Origin of the sequence: Candidatus Xianfuyuplasma coldseepsis, from assembly GCF_014023125.1 — a bacterium.
Taxonomy (GTDB): Bacteria; Bacillota_I; Bacilli_A; order Izemoplasmatales; family Izemoplasmataceae; genus Xianfuyuplasma; species Xianfuyuplasma coldseepsis.
In genome coordinates this window covers 1,239,659-1,263,839 of sequence record NZ_CP048914.1, presented here as the reverse complement: position 1 = coordinate 1,263,839, position 24,181 = coordinate 1,239,659, and the positions used below count along the sequence as shown (strand labels likewise).

Genomic DNA, 24,181 nt, shown 5'->3' with positions numbered 1-24,181 from the left:
TTTCAACCCATATGAACGAAGCTTAATAAAAATGTAAGATTCACAGGGAATCTTACATCGTTTGTAAATACATTTCAATTTCTTGTTGCAATTGTTTATAGTTTTCGGTGAAGGGTTCTTCTAATGCAAGAACTTCATCAATCATCTGTTCTTTGCAGAAATCCAATATACTTTGTGTAATGCGGAGAATTTTATCGGCTTTTATATAGGAAAACGATCCTTTTAAATAATGAATTTTATGATAGATTGTTTCACAGTTTTTAGAGGAGAACGCACGTTCAATATCGCGTAAGTCCTTATCTTTTTCTTCAATAATAGTTTCTAAAATATCTTTCCGTAATACTTCATCCTGATAGAATTTTTCAAACTCTTGTATATTGATAATGTTTGCTTTCTTAATACTATAAATATCATCTTCACTAGTAAAACTTAGGTATTTTTTTAACAATGTTATAATATCGGTCTTTTGAATTGGTTTACGAACGATATCATTCAGGTGATATCGTTGAACTTTCTCAATAATTCGTGATGGTTCTTTTGTTGTTGTAGCAATGATTGGTATATGGATATTTCTTGGATACAACGAGCGTATCCTTGTTGTTGTTTCATACCCATTCATTCCCGTCATATTTAGACTAATAAAAATCATGTCAAATTCTTGATCCCGAACAAGTTCAATTGCTTCTTCTCCGGTTCGTGCTTCGGTTACTTCAACATCCGTCTTTTGAAACGCGTGACGTAATAGTTTACGATTAATCGTATTGTCGTCAACAATTAAAATATTCCACATGCGTCGTGTCATCGAAATCACAACCATTCATTAAATTTGTGTCACACAACTTTGTTGTATTTACTTTATCGTACAAAAAATACCTCATGCCGTCAACGGGACAACAAAAAAGTTAAGAAAGATGTAAGAATTGAAGTTAAACAATAGAATAAACCCTAGGATTAGGGTTTATTTTTTAAACGGATTGTTTTTAAAGTATTCCTCAAGATTGGTAATAATGTCTTGGAATGAATTGAGAAAACGGTGATAGACATCAATATCAAATTCACCTTTCCGTAATTGCGTTTCAAAGATTTTCGCATCTTTAAATAATGTATCCGCACCAATTGTTTGAGCCAAGCCTTTAATCGTATGGATTTCAATTGCGATGTCCTCTTCTTCTTCGGCTTTCACTAATACATCCAGAGTTTTTGTAAAATCTTTGTAATCGGTTAAGAACGTATAGAGAATTTCCAGGTAGAACGCTACATCTTCGGAGGTGTTTTTCATACCTTGTTTAATATTGAGGAAATCCAGTTGTAAATCATCGGAGGTTTTTGAATCCACAGAAACCGATATGATATCGATATATTTTGATAAAACTTGGAACAAAGTTTTCATTTCAACAGGCTTGGTTAAAAAGTCATTCATTCCTGCATCAAGTGATTTTTGACGTTCAATATCGAGAGCATGCGCCGTCATCGCAACAATCGGAATGTTCCGATACGATGCGGATGATTTCCGGATTAATCGCGTTGCCTCACGGCCATTCATAACGGGCATTTGAATATCCATTAAAATCAATTTGTAATCATGCATTCGTTCTTTTAACAGATCCAAGACTTCTTGTCCATTATTCGCAATGGTTACTTCAAAACCTTGTTTTGTTAATAACTCATTGACAATCTTTTGATTAATTGGATTGTCCTCAGCAAGAATGATATGTGTACCTGGTTGTACCAAATCGACGCGATTCGGATTGATTCGTTCGACTTTACTTCTTGCTTCATCTTGATTAAAGATACTAACAACCGTATTGACAAATACCGATGTCGTAATTGGTTTATCCATAAAGTCGTATATTCCTATGTCGTTGGCTTTTCGGATGATTTGCTCGTGATTATGAACGGAGATAATTAGCACAATATGGGCACCTTCAAGCAATCCTTCTTCTTGGTATCTCTTAATGACATCAATCCCATTTTCATTCGGTAATGTGTAGTCCATAATAATTAAATTGGGATGGTAGTTTTTCATGTTTAACAAACGATCCACTTGAGCAACGGATGATGCTTTACGAGCAGCAATACCAACGGATAAACATATGTCTTCTAGTACATCAAGTGCAACGGTATTGTCATCAACAATTAAGACACTGATATCGTTGAAATAGGCTGGTACTGTAATCTTCTCTTGTTTCGTCTCAGTTGGTGGGAATGGTAAGGCAAAACTAAAAGTACTACCAGCATTAACCGTACTTGAGATTTGCAGCGTCCCGCCCATGATGTGAATCAATTGATTCGTAATGGAGAGTCCAAGTCCGGTTCCCCCATAGCGTCTAGTAAACGAACTATCCGCTTGGGTGAAGGGTTGAATAATCTTTTGAACTTGTTCGCGTGACATCCCGATGCCTGTATCTTTAATGACAAACTCCAAGTGATACTCCCCATCAATCATCTTCGAACGAATGCGGACAATGACATGACCGACTTCGGTAAACTTAATCGCATTGGTTACGATGTTAATCAGGATTTGTCCTAGTCGGAGTGGATCTCCTAAGAACATTTTGGGTAAATCAGACTGTATATCATATAAGAACTCGATATTTTTCTGTGTTGCCTTCAAAGTCACAACATTGGATAAATTATATAAAACATCATTGAGATCAAACTCAATGTTTTCAATCACCATTTGTTTCGCTTCAATTTTCGAGTAATCCAAAATATCGTTGATGATGCCAAGTAAATTCACCGCAGAACTCTTTAAACGATTGTTATAATCACGTTGTCGTGGTGTCAACTCCGTACCATCAATCAAGGTTGACAACCCGATTACCGCACTCATCGGCGTTCGAATTTCATGGGACATGTTGGCTAAAAACTCACCCTTGGCTTCATTCGCTTCACGAGCAACTCTTTCCATCTCCATGCTGCGATTGGATAGTTCAACGAGTCGTCCTCTTGTTTGAATCATCCACAACGTAAACGATACAATCGCAAACAAAGCTACCACGATAATAATTAGGAATATTTTATTTTGATAGATGCTATTGTGAAAACTTACCGTTCCAAAATCTTCGTAGGGATTGATTCGAAGTAAGCGCAATGTTGTATGGACATCTTGATAGTTTTCCGGGATGGTCCATCCTGCAATATTCCCACTAATTGCCGCATCGTCAGTTGCTTCTATCTGAAATAGTGCTTCAGCAACCAAGGTTCCAAGGTCATCGGAAATATGTGGTAATGTTGCCATTGGCCATTCCGGATAAAGTTGTGTAGAAGTTAAGAATAGACGTGACGAATCTTCTAGTGCCAGCACTTTAATATCATCAATATTGATTAGTCCTTCTTCGGACATGTCTTCGATGACACCAGTACGAACGGTACCAGCATCGAGTTGTCCTTGCAACACTTGCAATACAACATCACGGTGCTCTCCAACATATGTAATGCTACCAAAATCACTGGCTGACATCCCGACCATAAACAATTCTTTTTGGGTCATTTGCCATCCACCAAATGAGGTTTCATCAACGGCACCAAAACGAATACCTTTTAGATCATCAAAATTATTGATGTTGGAGTTGCTATTGTCGGTAAAAATTACACTCGCATATGAGGATACGATACTACCATCGTATTCGCGTTCAATCGTCGCAATTGCGCGTGCACCAAACTCGACCTCAAGTGCACTATATAGCGAGGAATTGACAAGGATAAAATCGACTTCTTGACTATCCACAAGAGATTCAACATCATCAAACGCAATGGGTACAATGTCAAATGTGTGATCGGGAATCACGCTAGTCAGATACGTTGCTGTATCATCCCATTGTTCGTGTACCATGGGATCACTCTGATTTGCTAAAACACCAATCTTCAATGTTTCAGGATCGGTGATTTCAGATTGGATTTGATGGTGATAGTCCGTTGATGGTAACTCCTCTTGAATGGTAACTAGGTACACAATGGAAAACACAAACACACTGATCAGTAAGCCGTATTGCATGATTTCTTTTAGACTTAGTCGTTTTTTCATTGGGACCCTCCTCATATCGATGTCATTCACATTATACCATGAGAACGAAGCTGGTCTAATAAAAAAAAGCCATATTGGCTTTTTTATATTTTATTACCACTATCTAAAACAACCAATAATTCTTTCGGAAACGGTTGAAAGACTGTTTGTTGTAAGAGATACTCTTCTTGGAACCGCACCGCAAATCCTTTTAAGATATACAATACGTTGGAATACGGTATCCGGTAATCTATGTAATCATCTAATGCATTGAAATAATACTCTTTTTCTTCGGTCGTCAGATCCTTTTTGAAGTATCCATAAATATGAGTTAGCGTATTAATCCGTCGTTTTTTTGAGGATTCACCATGCAGTAATTTACGTAATTGTGTCTCGTATTTCTGAAGTACTTCCTCATGAGACAGTTTCTCATGATTGGCAAGAATTTGACCTAAGTCTTTTAAGATAGCTTGATTATACGACATGAATAAATACTTGTTCTTGGTATGGAACTCCACGAATTTCTTATACGAGAAATCGTGCTTCATTTCACGGAAGGAAGCCATAGTAAACACATGGGTAAAGAAGGATTCACGAATATTGTAGTTACTGATACGACGCTCGGTTTCAATCGGATGATCGGGAAATCGTTCTTTAATTGCCGTACCAAACATCCCATCGTGGCGTGCACTATCCAACTGTGCTTTACCAATGTCTTGATAGACTTTGACATCCCCAATACCACAGGTAGGGGATTTTGCTTTTAACAAGAATCCATCAATGTCCCGCGATAGTAATTTCTCCAAATACTTGGACGTAAAGTTCTCCATTTTTTCTGTGTAATCAACCCCGTGAACACTACCCAGTAGTTTTTGATGTTCTCCTTTGCGTTTCACAAGGCGAACCGCCTCACGCGGTGCGGTGAGTCCAATCGATAGTTCCGGACAAACGCGAATAAAATTGACAACATCCTTCATTCGTCGTACAACATCATCACTAATCATCGTTCCATCAAAACGACACGATTCAAATTCTAAACAAGCACTGACAAAAACATTTGGTTTTACATTATTCATTCTGTACCAACCTTTCCATGGTATCGACGTACTCATCAATATTGAACTTACGTCGCAATCCATTCGCATTCATATACCGTAATTTTCCAAAAATCGGACGCGATGCCCAAGCACGGTCGTGTTTACCAAAACACCACGCAACACCTGTGTAGCCATTAGGGGTATTCCCATCCAAGAAGTAATAATTATTGAGTGATATCGCAATGTCGTACGCTTCTTTATAAGTCTTCGACCATTCAATAATTTTCTTTGCCCAGTACATCCGCATATACCCATGCATTTTTCCAAGAACAACCATTTCTTTCATGGCGGCATTAAAGTAGGGATCGTGTGTCGCAAAATTGAGGTAGTCTTCTTTGGTGTAGAGGTACTTGCGATCATCTTGAAGGTGTTCTGCCATCGTATCGTAGGCCCATTGGTAGGTAATCCCTTCAAATTGATTGTACTGTTCGTTGTAGTAAACGAAGTTGTATGCCAGTTCTCGACGAACAACCAGTTCTTCAATAAAATTGTCCGTGCTCTCACCTTCAAAGTAAACAACTTCATTATGAATCGTGAGTGGTGAGATAAAGCCGTATTTTAAATAGGGTGATAAACCAGATGTATAGTTCTTCGAAGGATCGTTACGATCGACATAATGATCTAGTTTTTCATTGATGAAATCCATTAAGACACCAAGAGCATCTTCTTCCCCTTGAAGCCAGGTTAATGTCGTTTGAATCGGATCGTTAAAATCTTCCAGCTTCGACATGATTTTCTTACGGATCGTTGATGCAGCATATTCTTCTTTGTTCGATGCTGCACGGACTGGTACAAATACATCACTTTCTACGAGCGATAATCCAACATCGTTCGTTTGTGCGATGTCAATAACCTTTTGTTCGATCGCCTTATCTTCGAGTAGATAGGCACGATCTTTCACAATATGATATGCGGATGAAAGTATGTCTTTCATCTCATCCGTAAACGATTCAAAGTAATGGATCGTTCTACTAACTGGGGAAAATACCTCTTGATAGTTGTGAATCCCCATCAAGAAGAATTCATGATTACGCGGATTTTCCTCCGGTTGTTTAAAAAGAATAATGGTAAGTTCTTTATTGGTCGCATGAACATATTCTAAGGCATGTTCCAACGAATGATTGTTGTGAGCTCGAAAACTACTTGTCATTAGGTACACAATGCGATCGTTGTGATTGTTCGATGCCCGCAATACTTCTACTCTCTCAACGTTCATGTTAATCTCTCATTCCTGGGAAGAACTTATTGGTTGTTGCTACATACGCTTGCCATCCGTCTTTTTTCTGCATCCGTTCTTCAAGTAATGGTGTACTGATAAAATACAGAATCAACGTTATCGTTAGTGGACCAATCACAAAGAACCACGGTACGCCAGAAAGCCATGCGGTCATAAAAATCCCAAACCACAACACGCTTTCTCCAAAGTAGTTGGGATGTCTTGTGTATTTCCATAAGCCCGTTGTCATTAACGTTCCTTTGTGATGTTTTATATGCGCTTTTAATTGTGCGTCACCAACGACTTCATAGAGGTACCCCAAAAGGAATACGCCCATCCCAATAATGCTTAGGGGATTCCATGTTACATCATTGACATTCGCATAAAACGCAGAGGACCCAATCACATACATGAAGAACCCTTGTAACATAAACACTTGAACAAAAGCTCTAGGGATAACGTATTTACCCCAGGCTTTACGCCAGTTTTTGTAGCGGAAATCCTCTTCCTGAAATACATTGCGTTTTAAGATATAGTAAAACAAACGCAATCCCCATAGCGATACCATAATATTTAGTACCAATACAAGCCACGACTGGGGTTGATAAATCGCATATAATATCCATACCGTTACCACATAACCAAGACCCCATCCGATATCGACAATACTATTGTTCTTAATAATGGTAGCAACGATAAAAAAGATCAAAAAATACGTAAAAATGATTCCTGCGGCGATAAGCATATCACATCACTCCTTTCCTTTATTATACCATCTACACTAATCTTTCCCACGAATTAATGCAAAGAAAAAAAGGTGATTTCTCACCTATTATTTTAATGCCTTCATCATAATTTGACACGGATTCTGTGAATCAAATATATCATCATTCTGGTAGAAATCAATAAATCCTTGATTAAGATAGAACTTCCTTGTCATCAAATATTCTTTGTTTTGCTTCTTTTCAGCGAGGGTTAGTACCATTAAATACTCATACCCATGATCGTTCGCATATTGATTGACAAATTCCTGCAATCTCGTCCCAACCCCAGTGCCATGATACTGTTTTAATACACCAAGGACATACATATCGAGCACCTTATCGTTTTCCTTGCGAATTGAGTAAAATCCAATGGGTAGATTGTGATCAAACGCTGCAACAAATGGATACTTGATAACCGTTTCAATGTATTCTTTGGTCGATTCCTCAATCCCAAACCATTCCGGTAAATCCCGTAGAACAAGGGCAGCGATTTCTTGTTTATACCGATCTCGTTCTACCAAGCGAATATCCATTACTGATCCTCCATAATCATCGTCATTAACTCATCAATTCGTTCAATTTGATTGTCCAAATAGAGATACCCAAACAATGCTTCAAGTCCTGTGGCTTGACGATAGTCCGATAGGTCCTGATTCTTTGCTTTCCGCTGTGTTTTTGCATTGCGACCCCGTTTAAATATCGTTTGTTCTTCCTCTGTTAAATGTGGTTCAATCAAACGATACGCTTGATGTTGTCCACTAGCACTGGTATATTGAATCGCCCGGTTGTGTAATACGTCAACTTTGGTTTCCCCTTGGGCAATCAACTGTTCACGAACCAACAAATCATATAGGGCATCGCCCAAATAAGCGAGTGTTAAGCCACTGTGTTGCAACATTATAAGATTCCTTTTTCTTGCAGCAAATTACGAAGTTCATCAGCCGTATCAAAATCCTTATTGGTACGTGCTTCATTCCACTTGTGGTACAAATCTTTATCGTCTTTTGAAAGTGGTTGTAATCCCGTTTTTAAACCAAACACATCAAAGAAATCATCAAACAATTTTTTTGCACTTAATAATACTTCAAAATCGGTTTTTGTGCGGAGTAATTGATTCGTTTTTTTGACTAAATCTTGGAGTGCGGTAATGGCATTGGGTGTATTAAAATCTTGATCCATAGCTGCTAGAAAGTCTTTATATATCAATAGCAAATCCGGATCAATCTTGGCATTGCCATAGAGTTGATCAGCCAAATCAAGTTTCAAGTACAACTGTTTGTACACACGGTAAATTTTATCCCACTCCGTTTGGTAATTATCTAAGACATCGTCGGTAAAATTAATCGGACTGCGGTAATGGGTTGATAGGGTAAATAAACGAAACACATTGGGATCGATGGTTAAATCTTTGACTAAAATGACGTTACCGTCGGATTTACTCATTTTACCGCCACCAAAATTTAATAATCCATTATGCATCCAGTATTTTGCGACATGGTGGCCATGGAGTGCTTCAGCTTGCGCGATTTCATTTTCATGATGGGGGAATAAGAGTCCGCTCCCACCACCATGAATATCAATTTCTTCACCAAAGATGTTGTCGATCATCGCGACACATTCAGTGTGCCAACCTGGGCGCCCTCTTCCAAAGGGGGCATCAAACGTAATCCCAACATCGGTTTTTTTCCATAGGGTGAAATCAAGTGGATTCTCTTTTTTATCGTTCACTTCAATTCGTGCACCGCTGATTAAGTCATCGATGTTGCGATTGGACAGTTGTCCGTAATCATCAATTTTACCAACCCGGAAATAGACATCGCCTTCACTTTTGTAGGCGTATCCCTTATCAATTAAGGTTTGAATATACACAATGATTTTATCCATGTAGTCGGTGACGCGTGGTTTGATATAATCGGTCATACTCCCTACTTTTTCGACGTCATTTAAAAAAGCGGTTATAAACTTCTCGGCAAGTTCTTGTTCCGTTGTTTCCAACTCGATGGCCTTGGTGATAATCTTATCATCGACATCGGTAAAGTTGGAAGCAAATGTAACCTCAAAATCCCGATGTTCAAAATAGCGTCTGACGGTATCGAAGAATATTACCGGACGTGCATTTCCAATATGAATATAGTTGTAGACGGTTGGTCCACAGATATACATGTTTACTTTTCCCGGATGGACGGGGACAAAGTCTTCTAATTGATTGGTAAAAGAATTAAATATTTTCATGATTACACCTTCATTTCTAGTTCATACTTATTATATATTATTTAGAACAAAAAACAAATTAAAAACAGGAGATTTCTCTCCTGTTTTCGGTCATTCATTAAAGTTTTGTTACGTTTGAAGCTTGTGGTCCTCTATCGCCTTCCACTACTTCGAATTCAACTTCTTGACCTTCTTCTAATGTTTTGAATCCTTCACCTTGAATCGCGGTAAAATGAACAAAAATGTCAAGACCTTCTTCGTTCGTAATGAATCCATAACCTTTTTCTGAATTAAACCATTTAACTGTTCCTGTCATAAAAATGTAAAAATCTCCTTTTCTTTCTCTATTTCTTATTGAATATTATACCCAAATTTATTTTGAAATGCAAATAAATATTTTTTACGTTAAAGAGATAAAGTGTTCATATCCGATATTTGTTGTCCGATAAATACTGATCAATTCGCTGAAATGCGAGCTCTTTTCCCATGAATTGAAGCATTTTCGGAAGGTCTGGACCTCTTGTTGTTCCAATCAATGCCATCTTAACAGGGAAGGTTAGAGCCATGCCACGAATATCGTATTTATCTTTGAAAATGGAGATGGACTCGCGGATAGTTCGCCACTCAAAATCACCTAGTTTATCGAGGTGCCAGCGAAACAACTTTACCGTACGACGATGCATCGGATCGGAGTAATAGATCTCCATTGATTCATCATACAAGCGTTCTTTAGGGTGACGTAAATCATCGGCTTGTTGATGAATCAAATCTTCGACTCGATCCTTGGTCACACCTTGGTAAAAAGTGCAGTCTGGAAAGCTTAGTACATTGGGTCCATAATCGCACAAATCCATGCATGATGAATGCATGAATTCGATGTCTTCGACATAGTTCATCAATTCTTTATAGGTTTCTTCGGTTTGGTTGTTGCGACAGTGTTTGTTCTTACAAACGAGGATTTTCATGGTACCACCTCCACTTCTATTATATCGAAAAAATCAAAGTTGCCAAATAGAGTTCAAAAAAACTGTGCAGCGAGCACAGTTTATTGAATAACAGATTCTAAGCGTTCAATAACCGTTTCTTTACCAAGCAAGGCAAGAACTTGTGGCAAATCCGGTCCGTGCATACTTGCTGTTGTTGCAATCCGAAGTGGCATGTATAAAAGTTTTCCTTTAGCGCCACTGATTTTACCGGTTTGTTTGATTAACGGTTTAATGTTTGCTGCGGTAAACTCGTCCACATCGATTAGCAACTCTTTAAATGCCAACAAGGTTTCGTTGACACCTTCTTGTGCTAAAAATGCTGTCATTTCTTGATCGAGAGTGAATTCTTGTTCAAAGAATTCGTCATAGAGTTCGACAATTTGCTTTCCATAACTCATCCGATCTTTAAAGACACTGACTAGACTAAACACCCAGTCTTCATCTTTTCCATCCAAAATACCTTCAGCAATCAAGTGGGGCATACAAAGTTCTACGGTTTCTTCGATACTGAGTTCTTTGATATACCGATTGTTGATATAGGTTAACTTCTCTTTATCGAATTTTGCTGGTGATTTGCTTAATCGTGCTTCATCAAATTTCTCGATGAACTCATCATGGCTTAAGATTTCTTCTTCACCTTCGGGCGACCATCCCAATAACGAGATAAAGTTGAATAAAGCATCGGGCAAATAACCGAGTTCTTGGTATTGTTCGATGTATTGTAAGATACTAAAATCCCGTTTTGATAACTTTTTGTTTTGATCGTTGACAATTAACGTCATATGTCCAAAGGTTGGTGCATTCCATCCGAGTGCTTTATAAACCATCAATTGCTTTGGCGTGTTGGTGATATGATCTTCTCCACGTAAAACATGCGTAATTGCCATTAAATGATCATCAATAACACAGGCAAAATTATACGTTGGAATGCCATTGTTTTTCATCATCACCCAGTCGCCAATGTCTTCACTCCTAAAGGTGACTTCTCCTTTGACGATATCATGGAAGGTATATTCTTCGTTCTCTGGAACTTTAAAACGTAATACATACGGTTTGTCTTGTTCGGGAGCATGTAAACATTTCCGGGAGTAATGAAGTTTATCTTCACCACGGGCTTTCATCTCTTCGCGTTCAGCTTCTAATTCCTCAGGGGTACAATAACATTTATATGCAAGCCCTTGCTCAACTAACATATCGGCGTATTGTTGATAGATATCCAAGCGTTCCAATTGACGATAAGGGCCATAACCCCCGTCTTTATTAATAGATTCATCCCAATCGACACCAAGCCATTTCAAATATTTCAGTTGCGATTCGACACCACCTTCAACATTGCGTTCGGTATCGGTATCTTCAATCCGAACGACAAAGCTTCCACCGTGTTTTCTCGCAAACAAATAGTTAAATAAAGCAGTTCGTGCATTTCCAATATGTAAATGTCCTGTCGGACTTGGTGCATAGCGTACGCGTACACTCATACTATCATCTCCTGACCGTAACAATTATAGTATACTATCTTAAAAAATACAACTTTAATTCACTGGCTATGATATAATTTAAACGAACACTACGTTTTATCTATTTGACAATATCTAATGTCGCTATAAAGGAGAAACTTATGTTACCAATCAACCATTTTAAAGACTATGAAGAATTTATGATAACGACACGACGGGATATCCACATGAACCCCGAACCAGGTTTCCAAGAATTCCGCACCTCAAAACTAATTAAAGATTATCTCATCAAATGGGGATATGATGTCATTGATGGTATTGGTACAACCGGGATGGTTGCCTCAATCCACGGAAAGAAACCTGGAAAAACCATTGGATTACGAGCTGACATTGACGCGTTAAAAATGCAAGAAGAAAATGATGTTCCTTACAAATCCCTTAACGATGGCTTAATGCATTCGTGCGGTCACGATACGCATACCTCGATGTTACTCGGTGCAGCCAAATACTTCAGCGATCACAACGAGGACTTTAATGGTACGATTAAGTTAATCTTTCAATCCGCCGAAGAAGGACCAATGCCCGGTGGTGGTATATATGTTGTAGAAGGCGGACATATCGACGACTGTGACGGCGTCTTTGGTCTTCATATCACAACCCGTGATAAACGGGGGGATATCATTATCAAAAAAGGGGAAGCGATGGCGGCTCCCGATGAATTCCAAATCACTGTCAAAGGAACAGGTACTCATGCGAGTGCTCCCCATACAGGGAAGGATCCTATCATTGCTGCTACAGCCATTATCCAAGCTATTCAAACTATTTTATCTCGTCAAATCAGCCCATTGGAGAGTGCCGTTATATCCGTCTGTACAATCCATGGCGGATCGGCCTTTAATATCATACCTGATGATGTCACCTTTACCGGTACAATCCGAACATTAAATAACGATGTACGAATGGATATCTTTCAAAAACTAGAAGCGACCGCAACATCAATTGCATCCAGTTATGGATGCCGTGCGGATGTGAAAATCATTGAAGCCTATCCCCCACTAATTAATGATCCAAAGATGAGTGACTTCGTTATGAATATCGCTAAAGAAGTTGTTGGCGAGGACCATGCCCTGTGGGCAAGTGAACCATCAATGGGCGGTGAAGATTTTTCCTACTATCTCCAGAAAAAACCCGGTTCCTACTTCTGGTTAGGTGGACGTGATCCGAAACAAGAGACCATTTATTATAATCACAATCCCAAGTTTGATGTCGATGAATCATCATTCGTAATCGGTATGGCAATGCATGTCAATATAGCATTTGAATTTCTAAAATAAACAAAACACCAATCAATGAGATTGGTGTTATTTTTTTGGTAATGGTTGGGGACGCCATGAACGAGTTAGAAAGCGCCACACAATTCTACGGGTTGTTAGATAGGAAATTCGTTGCTTCTTTTTCAGTGCATGTTTGACAAGAAACGGTGTGACTTCTTCTACTGTACTTCCCAATATTCGGGCAATTCTTTGTCCATCACCTATATTGCGAAGCAATAATTCAGTGAAGACCATTCCCGGTTGCATTGTCCCCACAAATACTTCTTTATACGTTTTCAGTTCTTTGTTACATCCTTGTGAGAAATACGTAAGTAATCGTTTTGAACTGCCATAAATCAACGTTTTGGGAATCTTCATATTGTTACTACCCAAACCTTCCATGTTATAGACAATTCCTTGTTGCTTCTTAATCATATGTTCTAAGGCAACACTGGTACCAAGCATCATCCCCGTGACGTTGATGTCAATCACGCGTTTAATCTCAACATCCGATAATTCCGAAACGACTTTGTGATCTTGATCGACACCGGCGTTATTGATCCAGATATCGATTGGTCCAAAGGAGGCGATGGCTTGTTCTTTTGCCAAGACGATTTGGGTTTTCTCACGGACATCACATATAAATGCTTGGAAAGGTCTTTGAAGATTTTGTTGTGATGCTTCAATGCTTGTTTGAGAAGTACCTGTATAGGAAACTTGATGTCCTTGTTTCAAAAATTCACGAACTAATCCGTGGCCAATACCACGGGTTCCTCCTGTTATAAATACATGCATGTTATCACCTCTTATAGTCCAAATGAGAATAGATATTTACTGAGCACAAATCGAAAGACCAAGAGTGCTGCACCGAGGAGAATAAAGATCACTCGTGCACCTGTTCGACCGTAGATATACTCCATATCAATGAATTTAATTCGTAACGTAAACGTTATCCAAATCAAGGTTAAGTTGATTCCTGTTAACCCCATGATAATGAGGTAGCCTCCAATTAATACATACATCCAGTCACCAAAGTTCATTCAGCCACCTTCTTCGAATCTTTTGTTAAGCGATGAATCGTTTGAATTTCCTGTGGTGTCAAATAACGCCACGATCCTTTTTCAAGACCGTAATCCGTGATGTTCATAATTCGAATCCGTTTTAACGAGCGAACGCGGTATCCAAGAGCACTACACATCCGTCGGATTTGGCGATTCATTCCTTCGGTAAGTGTAATCTTAAAGGTCTGTTTGTTCGTTTGTTTCACGTTTGCTTTCTTTGTGATGGTACCCAGAATTTCAACACCGTTACGCATTTGTGTGATAAATTCTCTGGTAATTGGTTTATGAACATTAACGATGTATTCTTTTTCATGGTTGTTTCCGGAACGTAATATCTTATTGACAATATCGCCGTCATTCGTTAACAGCAATAATCCTTCACTATCTTTATCCAGGCGACCGATGGGGAAAATCCGTTTGGGAAACGTAATATAATCGATCACATTTGTCGGATCCTTCTTGTCGGTTGTTGAGGTAATCCCTTGTGGTTTATTCAGGACAATATAGACAAAGTCATTATCTTGATTGATGGGTTCGTCGTTGACGAGAATGAGCGCGTCTTCGTCGACATGATCTCCTAATGTTGCAACGACGCCATTCACCTTAACAAGTCCTTGTTCAATTAAAGAATCGGCTTTTCGCCGACTGCAATATCCAATTTCACTTAAGTATTTGTTTAATCGTGTAGACATAGAGATTCCTCGCTTCTAATCCGTTCTCATTATAGCAATCAACAATACGAATGTAAACAAAAAACACAGGATGGGTGTCCTGTGTCAATTCTGTTATTATTCTTCAATCATGTAATTGACAGCCTCCATGATTACATCATGATTGTGATAGGAATAGGTGAAGTGCTCTGCATCATTGGTTGGATGCAATAACAGTCCGCCAACCATGAAATAGGGTACCATGAGTTCAAGGGTTTCTTCACCATTATCAATGGTAAAAATACTGTACAAGATTTCTTGGGTAATGAACTGTTCCTCATCGTATGTACTCGTGTCGTTTAAACTGGTACCACTACCGAATATCATCAATACGCTATCGTTGATTAATGCACCTTCACTTGTATAACTTGGTACGATGTAAACACCACTGCCATATATACGATACGGTTCGCTTGTTACGCCAACGGCAACTTCTAGTCGTTCATGTTCAAGCGGATCTGTTTTCTCGATATCAAGTGACGTATTGGAATCTTTCTCATACCACTGTGGTGTGAAAGTGAAGGTGTTATACTCTTCGTATAATTCCTGATATTCATCCATATAGTCGTCATAGCGGGTATCATTTTTTACGTTTAAAAATGTGTATGCCCGGTAGGTATATTGATCGTCCCCTACAAAAACAAGTAATCCCGATTTCTCGCGTTGCTCAAAGTCACGGAACCATCGGTTTTTTATGGTAATCTTCTCACCAATTTGGTAAATGGTTGCGAGTTCATACTGTTGTCCATCATGACTGTCGTAAAAATAGACTTTATATGGTGTTGTTATAAGCAAAAAGACAAAAGCAACAAGTGCAAATACACTTGGTATTGCAATTATAATCCATTTTTTCATAGCATGTTTCTCCCCTTTTTAATTTGTACTCATCGCTGATTTTATCAGGTGGTATCCACCATATATAACCGTGTCATCTCCTAGTTTTGAGTGTCTTAACTTCGTATTTTCATAGATCCCTGGTAACGTGTACGCTTTGGCGTGTTTGCGAATGTCTTTCATTAATTCTTTGCCGAAGTTCTCAACGATGCCACCACCGATGATGACCAAATCGGGATTGAAGATGTTCATGATAATCCCGACACCCATTCCTAGATACGCTTTGAATTGATCGATGGCTTCGATGGTTAACACGTCACCGTCTTCCACAGCCTTACGCAGTTGTGAACTTTTGACAACACCGGCTTTGGCTTCTTTTTTTAATACGGTCTTACGACCTTTCTTCATCTCTTTTTTAATGTAGGCTAAAATGCCTTTTTTGGAGGCATAACTTTCCAGACAACCTTTGTTGCCACAGCTGCATTTGACACCATTTTTACGAACAACAATGTGACCCAGTTCACCTGCAGAACCTTGGCCAATATAGAGTTCTCCGTTGATGACAATCCCGCCACCAAGACCCGTTCCCGGAAAGAGTCCAATCACGTTTTTATAGGGAATATCCAGTTCACAGTACTCCCCATACGTCCCGAGATTGACATCATTACCGACTAAGACCTTCGTATGATATCGATCTGCAAGGTGCCCCGCCAAATCAAATTGTTCAACGGGAAGGTTTGGTGCAAATATAACGTGTCCATTCTGATCAATAGTTCCTGGGAAACCAATCCCGATTCCTTGAATGGATTCATCACTTCGATTGATGAGTTCATCGATCACATGATAGACTTGTTGCATAAATCGCTCGAATCCATCATCTGCTTTGGATGGTTGTTTTTCCTTATCCATTATTTGCCCTTGATCATTAAAAACGGCACCGAGAATTTTCGTTCCCCCGATATCCAAACCGATAATTGCCATAGGTTCCTCCTAGTTAAAATGATACTTTATTATACCATGAAATCACCGTTTAACAAACGAGTTATTTGGTGTATAATTGATAACAATTGATGATGGAACTTCCTGGCTTTGTGTGATATAATAAGAAAAAAATATATGAGGTGCATTATGGATTTCTTCAGCAATGAGATTGGCCAAACAATACCCTGGTTTGGTTTTACTCATATTATGATTTTACTTGTGTTTATTGCATCACTTGTTGTGTTGTGGATACTCGGACCAAAGATTGGATCTAGTTCCAAAGAAAAATGGTTTCGCTATGGTTTGATATTTTTAGTTGTCTTGTTCGAGTGGCGTGTGTTTGAAGGACGAATGTTAAATGGATCCTTGTTCCGATTACCACTTTGTGCCATATCGCTATATGGTCTCACCTTCGCGATTGCCTTTTCAAACGAAAAAGCATATAAGATTTTTTACTTCTATGCCTTTGGTACGTTACTAACCTTCCTCTTCTTTGATACGTTATGGGGACTGGATCGTTGGAGTGGGTGGACCTACTTTGGGGCCCATGCAACCATCGGATGGTTGGCCGTATACGGATATCGCGTATTAGGGTATACACCGAATGCAAAAGATTTACACCTATCGATGGTAATCTTAGCCATCTATAGTTTCATTTCGGGATATGCGTACTACCGTTACGGTGGATCGGATGAACTGTTCTTATTCCATGCTCCCGCAGATTTTATGAACTTTTTAGTAGACATCAATCAAGTCGTGTACTTACTCGTTTTTGTACCACTTGCTGCATTATTGATGCATGCGATGTATCTACCAATAGTATTACAAGAAAAACCTAATAAAAAAGCATGATTCTGGTGAATCATGCTTTATTTATTTCTTGCAAAATAATATTCTGAAGATCCAATAATATTGGTATTGATTACATCGTTGATGATACTCATCTCGGTATATTCGATACATAATCCTTCTCCTTTTGATGTTGTATGAACTAGTGTAAATACTTCTCCACCTGAATACTCATCCTCTTCAAATTTAACAGGGATTGCGACAACTGCATCTTTGGAATCATCACTCTCTATTAAGTGGTCTTCGATACTTATTGTTGTATTGGCAAATACTTGATTATCTTGATATTGCGAATAACCTATCATGATCATAATGAATAGGGTTATCATTAAAACTTTTTTCATGGTCATTGATTTCATTTTTTCTCTCCTTTTTCTCCTATCAACTACTCAACTATTTATCGACTAGTATTCTTTACATAATTGTCGTAGATGTTCAAACATTTTACCTTGACACTTGATATCCATTTGATGCTTGATTGATTCGAATCCCTGTGGTTGAATATTTGGAGTTGATGTGAATGAAAATTGATTGTTTTGCCCTGTTTCTCCATTTATACAACCTAGTAAGTATCTGAAACACGTGATTTGTTGTTGGTATTCTTCCTCGATACAATCATGTTCTAGTGCAAATTTATAGGCTTCTTTAAGTGCACCTTGATGTACATACGTTTGGATTTGATGAATCATGTCTTTTCCGGCAATATTCATATGATTTCCTCCTTTTCAAAACAAAACTGGAGCATCCGTTGGACGGTGCTCCAGGTAATTATTATGTAGTATGGTCCAACCTCAATGGTTTACTTCTCTTGTTTTGACGAATCGCTAATTTTCAGTGATGACATAAACACTTTGTATTCGTTGAGGTTGTCTTTTGATTCCATATATGGTCGTAGTACGTCAACTACTTTTCGGGCTAAGTCGTTGAATTGATCGTCGTTAATGAAAATCGAAAAATATTCGGTACCAAAGTAGAAATCATTATCATCCGTTTGTTGTTGGCAAACGATTTTCGCTTGGGGGATTTCGTTTAAGAATCGTTTTAAGCAAATTTGAAAATTCGATTCTTGAATGGATTGTAACGCCTGTTTGCGGATGAGTGGTGAGATTTCCTCGGACTTCATCGCTACTGTATCATAGGGTAAGACGTAATACTTGGCAAGAATGCCATTAATATTCTCGGTATGATCCAATTGGAGGATGTCAATGCTTTCTAACTTCTTGATGTGATAATTGATTTTCGAAGGTGGTTCCCCAAGATGATCTGCCACTTGTTTCGCCGTCATCGCCTCTCCTTTATGAAGGATAAACAGTCGTAGTATCTTTATTCGGTAGGGATCAAAAGCAATTCGAACTTCTTTATCGGTATGTAGTACTTTTCTGTTCATTGTATCACTCTCCAAGTAATGATTTTTGTGTACATCTTCACCGTACAACTTATTGTAACGTACAAATTAGTTGTACGCAAGTTTTTTATATTTTATGAGACATATTCACATTATTTGTTTCATATTTAACGTTTTTATGATAGTCGAACAAAAAAAGACATACTTTATAGTATGTCTTTTGTATCGATATTTTAAATTACTGATCTGACTCAATATGCAACTCGTAATCGAATGTGGCAAACTCGCTATAGGCGCGTACACGTATATAGTAGATACCAGGTTCTAATGTATAGGAAAATTCAAAGTTGGTTCCTTCTCCGGCATCATCGTTATGAATTAGATCAAGAAAATTTGCATCATACAAATACCCATAGGTATCATTCGATGATTCGGTGTATACACGAATGGTTGTGGTTTCGGTGAGTTCGATTTGATAATAATCGTTTTCACCACTTTCACTGATGGATGTGATGATAACATCACCCAGTTGTACGACTTGATAATCGATTCGTGAGAGATCTGGTGGGAACCCTATGTTTTCCCAGACATCATCAAAGCGAGTCTCATCACCGAGAATTGTAATTGAGGTGAGTGGGTTATTCGCAAAGGCGTTCATACCAATTTCGATAACGGTCTCTGGGATTGTGACACTGGTAATAGCGTTATATGCAAAGACATGGTCTTCAATACTCAAGACTGCTATTCCATCAATGGATGCAGGAATTACAATCTCCGTAGCGTTTCCGGTGTAGTCGATGATGGCTTGGAGTGTTTTATGAAATACAATTCCGTCATCTGTAATATGGATAAACGGTGCTAATTCAATCGGAAAGCCAATATGCATCCACATCTCATCAAAGCGACTCGTATCCCCTAGAATAGTAATACTTTCAAGTGAATTTCCAGTAAAGGCCATATAATCAATAATGGTCACAGTTTCTGGAATCGTTATATCGGTAAGTCCTTTATACGCAAAAATTAGTTCCCCAATGTAGGTAATGACTACACCGTTAATTTCACTTGGAATGACTAGGACACTGGATTCTCCAACGTAGTCGATAATATCGTTTGCGGTGGTATCAAACACAATGCCTTCAGGGGTTGTGATTATGAACGTTGCGAGTTCCATTGGGAAGCCAATTTCTTCCCACATATCATTAAATCGGGAAGCATCACCTAAGATGGTAATACTGGTTAAGGATACCCCGATTTCATTGGTGGTATGGAAGGCTTCATATCCGATATATTGGACACTTTCCGGAATAACTAAAGTTGTAATTCCATGACCTTTGAAGGCCATATCATCAATTACTTCGACGTTGTTCCCTAGAATGACTTCCGTCAATACACCCTTGGTGGATGCGAAAGCCCGGAACAAAATTTCATGGACGCTGTCGGGAATGGTGACGGATGTTAATGTGCGGTTCCCTTCAAAAGCACTATAGCCAATCGCGGTTACTGGAACTCCTTCAATTTCAGCTGGGATTGTGAGCGTTGTTGCGGTTCCGGTATATCCGACAATCGTTTCTGTGCTCGTATTGAAGACAAACCCTTCTGGAGTTGTGACCAAGAACGCGGCTAGTTCTATCGGGAAACCAATGTACTCCCAGATGTGATCAAAGCGCGTTGAATCTCCTAAAATGGTGATGCTGGTTAATGGATTGTCCGCAAAGGCACCGTATTCGATTTCGACAACACTTTCGGGAATCGTTACGCTCGTCAATCCTCTTGAGGTAAACGCAGAGTTCTCAATCATCAACACGGTTGTATCATTGATTACATCGGGAATGATAATGGTTGTTGCAGTACCGACATAATCGATAATCGCATGATATTCTGTATGGAATACAAAACCATCTTCTGTTGTGACAATGAATGGAGCAAGTTCCATCGGGAAGCCGATGTGTCGCCAATTGTCATTAAATCGATTTTGATCCCCTAAAATGGTAATGGAGGTGATTGGATTATCAGCAAATGCCCCGTAGCCAATGTACAAGATGGATTCGGGAATCGTGATAGTGTCGATGTTTTGATTGGCAAACACGTATTCGTCAATATACCATATATCTACATCGTTAACGACCGATGGAATGACGATACTTGAACTTGTACCGGTATAGCCCATGAGCCATCCGTTTATGGTATTAATAACAAATCCGTCTTCGGTGGTGATGATGAAGTTTGCTAATTCAATGGGAAAACCAATCTCCAACCAATCTTCATCAAAGCGAGATGTATCGCCAAGAATGGTGATTGTTGTAAAGGAATCTGCAACAGTATAATAGGGTTCAAATGCGCCGTAGTATATCGTTTCAACACTTTCAGGGATTGTCAATGATGTCAAACCGTGATCATCAAATGCTCGATAGCGAATCACTTCAACACCACTTCCAAGATGGAGTTCGGTTAAAGCACCCCTGGTTCCCGCAAATGCTTCGTCTTTAATCTCAATAACGGTGTCTGGTATCGTCACAGATGTCAGATTCGTCCGTCCTTCAAATACTTCTTCACCAATAATCAGTACGTCGATACCATCAATTTGTGATGGTATATCAATGATTGTTGCGCTACCTTCATAGTCGATGATGGTTTGCGTATTCGTATTGAAGACGTAACCATCCGCGGAGGTAACGATAAATGTAGCTAGGTTCATCGGGAAGCCAACATTTTCCCACACATCATCAAAGCGACTATCATCACCTAAGATGGTAATGCTCTCAATAGGGTTGCCGTAGAACGCATAACTCTCTATGTCCGTTACCGACGCAGGAATGGTGATGTCCGCTAGATTATTAAAGACAAAGGCTGCGGCACCGATCACTTCCAAAGTATCTGGAAGAGACACACTGGTTAATCCAACTTCCATAAATACTTCATATCCTAGACCAATGACCGTTACTCCATCAATCGTACTCGGAATGCTAAGTGTGGTTGCTGTACCCGTATACTCGATGATGGTTTGAGTATTCGTGTTGAATACGTAGCCATCCGCAGTGGTAACGATAAATGTAGCTAGGTTCATCGGGAAGCCAATGGTTTCCCATTCATCATCAAAACGCGTCTCATCACCAAGAATGGTAAGTGTTGTGATGGACTCGCCAATGATATTCGTTGTTTGGAATGCTTCATCACCAATATCAGTAACGCTTGCTGGGATTGTTAACGTTGTAATCCCATGACCTTTAAAGGCTTCATCTCCAATGATTTCAACATTACTTCCTAAGTACACTTGGGTTAAAACACCTTTGGTGGACGCAAACGCCCGTTCTTCAATAATCGTTACAGTGTCGGGAATGGTGACACTGGTTAAGGTTCGATTCTTCTCAAATGCACCGCTGGCAATAATCACAACATCAACGCCATCAATTTGCGATGGAATTGTGAGTGTTGTTGCATCACCAGTATATAAATATAATTCTCCGGTATTGGTATTAAAGGTAAATCCGTCGGGAGTGACGGTAACAAATCCGGCAAGTTCAATTGGGAATCCAATATCCAACCATTCATCATCAAATCGTGTGCTATCTCCTAATATCGTAATTGCTTCAATGCTGTAGGACGCAAAAGATCGACGGGCGATGGTTGTAATCGATTCCGGAATCGTAAGTGATATCGTTCCATATACGTCATAGAACGCATATTGTCCAATGCTAGTAACGGCGACACCATCAATCTCAGAAGGAATGACAACGGTAGTATCACCACCAACATACACGATAATTTCTTGGCTTGTTTTATTAAAGATAAATCCATCATCTGTTTCTACAATAAAGCTTGCCAATTCCATCGGGAAGCCAATTTCCAACCAGACGTCGTCAAACCGGGATTCATCACCTAAAATGGTGATGGATTCGAAGTTGTTACGACTGAATGCATCGTACCCAATCGTCGTAATACTTGCGGGAATCGTCAGGTTGACAATCTCACCATATCGGAATGTTGCCGCCATAATTTCGGTAACCGTTATATCATTTATGGTTTCAGGGATGACAAGGTCCGTGGCATTGCCAAAATACTGAACGATCGTTCCCGTACTTTCTAAGAACCCATACACCTCATGTACAACATAACTAGGATGCAATTCAAAGGATAGTCCTGTTAGGATCCATACGTCATCAAAGCGAGATGCATCCCCTTCGATCGTAATCGATTCAATGGGTGTTGCCTCAAACGATGACCATCCAATCGATTCAATTGTTTCCGGGATGGTAATGGTTGTCAACTCGGTATCGGAAAAGGCACCGATACTGATTTGTCGTACGCTATTGGAAAATGTTACCGACGTGATATCTGTTCGGGCAAACGCCCCATATCCAATCGTGACGACGGTATCGGGAATGACGACTTCATCATCACTACCGACATATCGTAAAATTACTTCTTTCGTATCATCAAGATAGACAAATGTCCCATCATCCACAAAAAACTCTTGCATCATAAAATAATTATAGTCAATTAAGCTATTTACGAGATCATCAAAGATATCGATGAACGTGGCAATTTCATCTTCGGTTAAATCAATCTCTTCGTCTAAAAGTTGATACTCACCGACAATGGTTCCAAAAAAATCAATAAAATCATTGCTATTCACTAAATTGATAACAAGCCGTTTTTGATCATCGGATAGATTATTAACCGCACCATCCAACGCAATAACTTGATTGTAGTATTGGCGATAGATTGATCCGGACATGTCAATAACTCTCACGGTAAAAGTTTTCGTTGCTGCGACATTACCGGCATTATCTGTTGCATTATAGGTAAGTGTGTATTCTCCTGCCGTGTTACTATCTACGGTTCCTGTTACAACACACTCTACGCTCGCATCCATATTGTCAGTGACGCCACAAACGGGCTCTGTAAATTCTTCACCAGCAAATATCATCGTAGTTCCACCGGTTACTGTGATTGTGGGTGCTTCGGTATCCTCAATCACTTCTGCTGTAACGGTAACGGTGAACGTTCGCGGTGTTGCCTCATTCCCAGCACTATCCACTGCCGTATACGTTAGTGTATATTCACCAACTGTATCGACTAGTACTTCACCGGTTTTCGTACAGGTTAAATCGGTATCTACATTATCCGTAACCGTACAAGTCGGTTCGGTAAATGTTCCCCCTACTTCTAACGTTGATACACCACCGGTTAGTGCGATCACCGGAGGCGAGGTATCCTCTTCTGGTGTGTCTGGATTTAACAAATCACAGGCACTAAAAAAAGCAACGCTCAAAAGTATCATTGCTAAAGTCATTATTTTCTTCATAGTCATGTCCTCCCTTATATAAAGTCAACTAATATTATCTCACACC

At 39.2% G+C, this 24,181-nt stretch carries 22 protein-coding genes; 2 read left to right on the top strand and 20 right to left on the bottom strand.

The annotated features are described in order from the left end of the window. Nucleotides 1–52: 52 nt before the first annotated feature. From G4Z02_RS06050 to gltX, 11 genes are all read right to left on the bottom strand, one after another. Entirely contained in the window at nt 53–802 is a 750-nt protein-coding gene (locus G4Z02_RS06050; RefSeq protein ID WP_258877126.1) for a response regulator, read from the bottom strand. 156 nt (nt 803–958) lie between these two features. Continuing rightward, nucleotides 959–4,027 carry a response regulator gene (locus tag G4Z02_RS06045; RefSeq protein ID WP_258877124.1) on the bottom strand — a complete coding sequence of 1,023 codons (3,069 nt, stop codon included), beginning with the start codon at nt 4,025–4,027 and terminating at the stop codon, nt 959–961. A gap of 83 nt (nt 4,028–4,110) precedes the next feature. After that, nucleotides 4,111–5,082: a YbgA family protein gene (locus G4Z02_RS06040; RefSeq protein WP_258877123.1), complete on the bottom strand. Its 972-nt coding sequence runs from the start codon at nt 5,080–5,082 to the stop codon at nt 4,111–4,113. Next, nucleotides 5,075–6,319, bottom strand: coding sequence for a deoxyribodipyrimidine photo-lyase (locus tag G4Z02_RS06035; protein WP_258877122.1), 1,245 nt, complete (start codon nt 6,317–6,319; stop codon nt 5,075–5,077). Before G4Z02_RS06035 ends, G4Z02_RS06040 begins: the two co-directional genes overlap by 8 nt. Before the next feature lies 1 nt (nt 6,320). Then, nucleotides 6,321–7,064, bottom strand: coding sequence for a DUF1295 domain-containing protein (locus G4Z02_RS06030; RefSeq protein ID WP_258877121.1), 744 nt, complete (start codon nt 7,062–7,064; stop codon nt 6,321–6,323). 87 nt (nt 7,065–7,151) lie between these two features. Next, nucleotides 7,152–7,616, bottom strand: a complete 465-nt coding sequence (locus tag G4Z02_RS06025; protein ID WP_258877120.1) for a GNAT family N-acetyltransferase — start codon at nt 7,614–7,616, stop codon at nt 7,152–7,154. Beyond that, nucleotides 7,616–7,981, bottom strand: a complete 366-nt coding sequence (locus tag G4Z02_RS06020) for a Mini-ribonuclease 3 (protein ID WP_258877119.1) — start codon at nt 7,979–7,981, stop codon at nt 7,616–7,618. The genes G4Z02_RS06025 and G4Z02_RS06020 overlap by 1 nt, the downstream gene beginning before the upstream one ends. After that, nucleotides 7,981–9,315 (bottom strand): cysteine--tRNA ligase, encoded by a 1,335-nt coding sequence (gene cysS / locus G4Z02_RS06015; RefSeq protein ID WP_258877118.1) that lies wholly within the window; start codon nt 9,313–9,315, stop codon nt 7,981–7,983. Before cysS ends, G4Z02_RS06020 begins: the two co-directional genes overlap by 1 nt. 97 nt (nt 9,316–9,412) lie before the next feature. Beyond that, nucleotides 9,413–9,610, bottom strand: coding sequence for a cold-shock protein (locus tag G4Z02_RS06010; protein ID WP_258877117.1), 198 nt, complete (start codon nt 9,608–9,610; stop codon nt 9,413–9,415). Nucleotides 9,611–9,716: 106 nt separating this feature from the next. After that, a complete protein-coding gene (locus tag G4Z02_RS06005; RefSeq protein ID WP_258877116.1) occupies nt 9,717–10,259 on the bottom strand; it encodes a (2Fe-2S) ferredoxin domain-containing protein in 543 nt (180 codons plus the stop codon). Nucleotides 10,260–10,339: 80 nt separating this feature from the next. Then, nucleotides 10,340–11,758, bottom strand: a complete 1,419-nt coding sequence (gene gltX, locus G4Z02_RS06000; RefSeq protein ID WP_258877115.1) for a glutamate--tRNA ligase — start codon at nt 11,756–11,758, stop codon at nt 10,340–10,342. Between the two features lie 140 nt (nt 11,759–11,898). On the opposite strand from gltX, the gene G4Z02_RS05995 reads away from it, so the two are divergent. Beyond that, nucleotides 11,899–13,071, top strand: a complete 1,173-nt coding sequence (locus tag G4Z02_RS05995) for a M20 metallopeptidase family protein (RefSeq protein WP_258877114.1) — start codon at nt 11,899–11,901, stop codon at nt 13,069–13,071. 27 nt (nt 13,072–13,098) lie between these two features. On the opposite strand, the gene G4Z02_RS05990 is transcribed toward G4Z02_RS05995, so the two are convergent. From G4Z02_RS05990 to G4Z02_RS05970, 5 genes are all read right to left on the bottom strand, one after another. Further along, on the bottom strand, nt 13,099–13,845 hold the full coding sequence (locus tag G4Z02_RS05990; protein WP_258877113.1) for an SDR family oxidoreductase: 747 nt from the start codon (nt 13,843–13,845) through the stop codon (nt 13,099–13,101). Nucleotides 13,846–13,856: 11 nt separating this feature from the next. Further along, nucleotides 13,857–14,090, bottom strand: coding sequence for a hypothetical protein (locus tag G4Z02_RS05985; protein WP_258877112.1), 234 nt, complete (start codon nt 14,088–14,090; stop codon nt 13,857–13,859). Then, nucleotides 14,087–14,803, bottom strand: a complete 717-nt coding sequence (locus G4Z02_RS05980; RefSeq protein ID WP_258877111.1) for a pseudouridine synthase — start codon at nt 14,801–14,803, stop codon at nt 14,087–14,089. The genes G4Z02_RS05985 and G4Z02_RS05980 overlap by 4 nt, the downstream gene beginning before the upstream one ends. A 96-nt stretch (nt 14,804–14,899) precedes the next feature. After that, nucleotides 14,900–15,676 (bottom strand): hypothetical protein, encoded by a 777-nt coding sequence (locus G4Z02_RS05975; RefSeq protein ID WP_258877110.1) that lies wholly within the window; start codon nt 15,674–15,676, stop codon nt 14,900–14,902. Nucleotides 15,677–15,694: 18 nt separating this feature from the next. After that, complete coding sequence (locus G4Z02_RS05970) at nt 15,695–16,636, bottom strand: ROK family protein (protein ID WP_258877109.1); 942 nt, start codon at nt 16,634–16,636, stop codon at nt 15,695–15,697. A 147-nt stretch (nt 16,637–16,783) separates the two neighbouring features. On the opposite strand from G4Z02_RS05970, the gene G4Z02_RS05965 reads away from it, so the two are divergent. Beyond that, nucleotides 16,784–17,488 carry a TMEM164 family acyltransferase gene (locus G4Z02_RS05965; protein WP_258877108.1) on the top strand — a complete coding sequence of 235 codons (705 nt, stop codon included), beginning with the start codon at nt 16,784–16,786 and terminating at the stop codon, nt 17,486–17,488. A 17-nt stretch (nt 17,489–17,505) separates the two neighbouring features. Here the strand turns inward: G4Z02_RS05965 and G4Z02_RS05960 are convergent, their stop codons facing one another. The 4 genes from G4Z02_RS05960 to G4Z02_RS05945 all read right to left on the bottom strand — a co-directional run bounded on the left by G4Z02_RS05960 (nt 17,506) and on the right by G4Z02_RS05945 (nt 24,135). Then, nucleotides 17,506–17,844 carry a hypothetical protein gene (locus G4Z02_RS05960; RefSeq protein ID WP_258877107.1) on the bottom strand — a complete coding sequence of 113 codons (339 nt, stop codon included), beginning with the start codon at nt 17,842–17,844 and terminating at the stop codon, nt 17,506–17,508. Nucleotides 17,845–17,889: 45 nt separating this feature from the next. Beyond that, entirely contained in the window at nt 17,890–18,195 is a 306-nt protein-coding gene (locus G4Z02_RS05955) for a hypothetical protein (RefSeq protein ID WP_258877106.1), read from the bottom strand. 89 nt (nt 18,196–18,284) lie between these two features. Next, nucleotides 18,285–18,872 (bottom strand): winged helix-turn-helix domain-containing protein, encoded by a 588-nt coding sequence (locus G4Z02_RS05950; RefSeq protein ID WP_258877105.1) that lies wholly within the window; start codon nt 18,870–18,872, stop codon nt 18,285–18,287. A 196-nt stretch (nt 18,873–19,068) separates the two neighbouring features. Beyond that, a complete protein-coding gene (locus G4Z02_RS05945) occupies nt 19,069–24,135 on the bottom strand; it encodes a leucine-rich repeat protein (protein ID WP_258877104.1) in 5,067 nt (1,688 codons plus the stop codon). Nucleotides 24,136–24,181 lie beyond the last annotated feature (46 nt).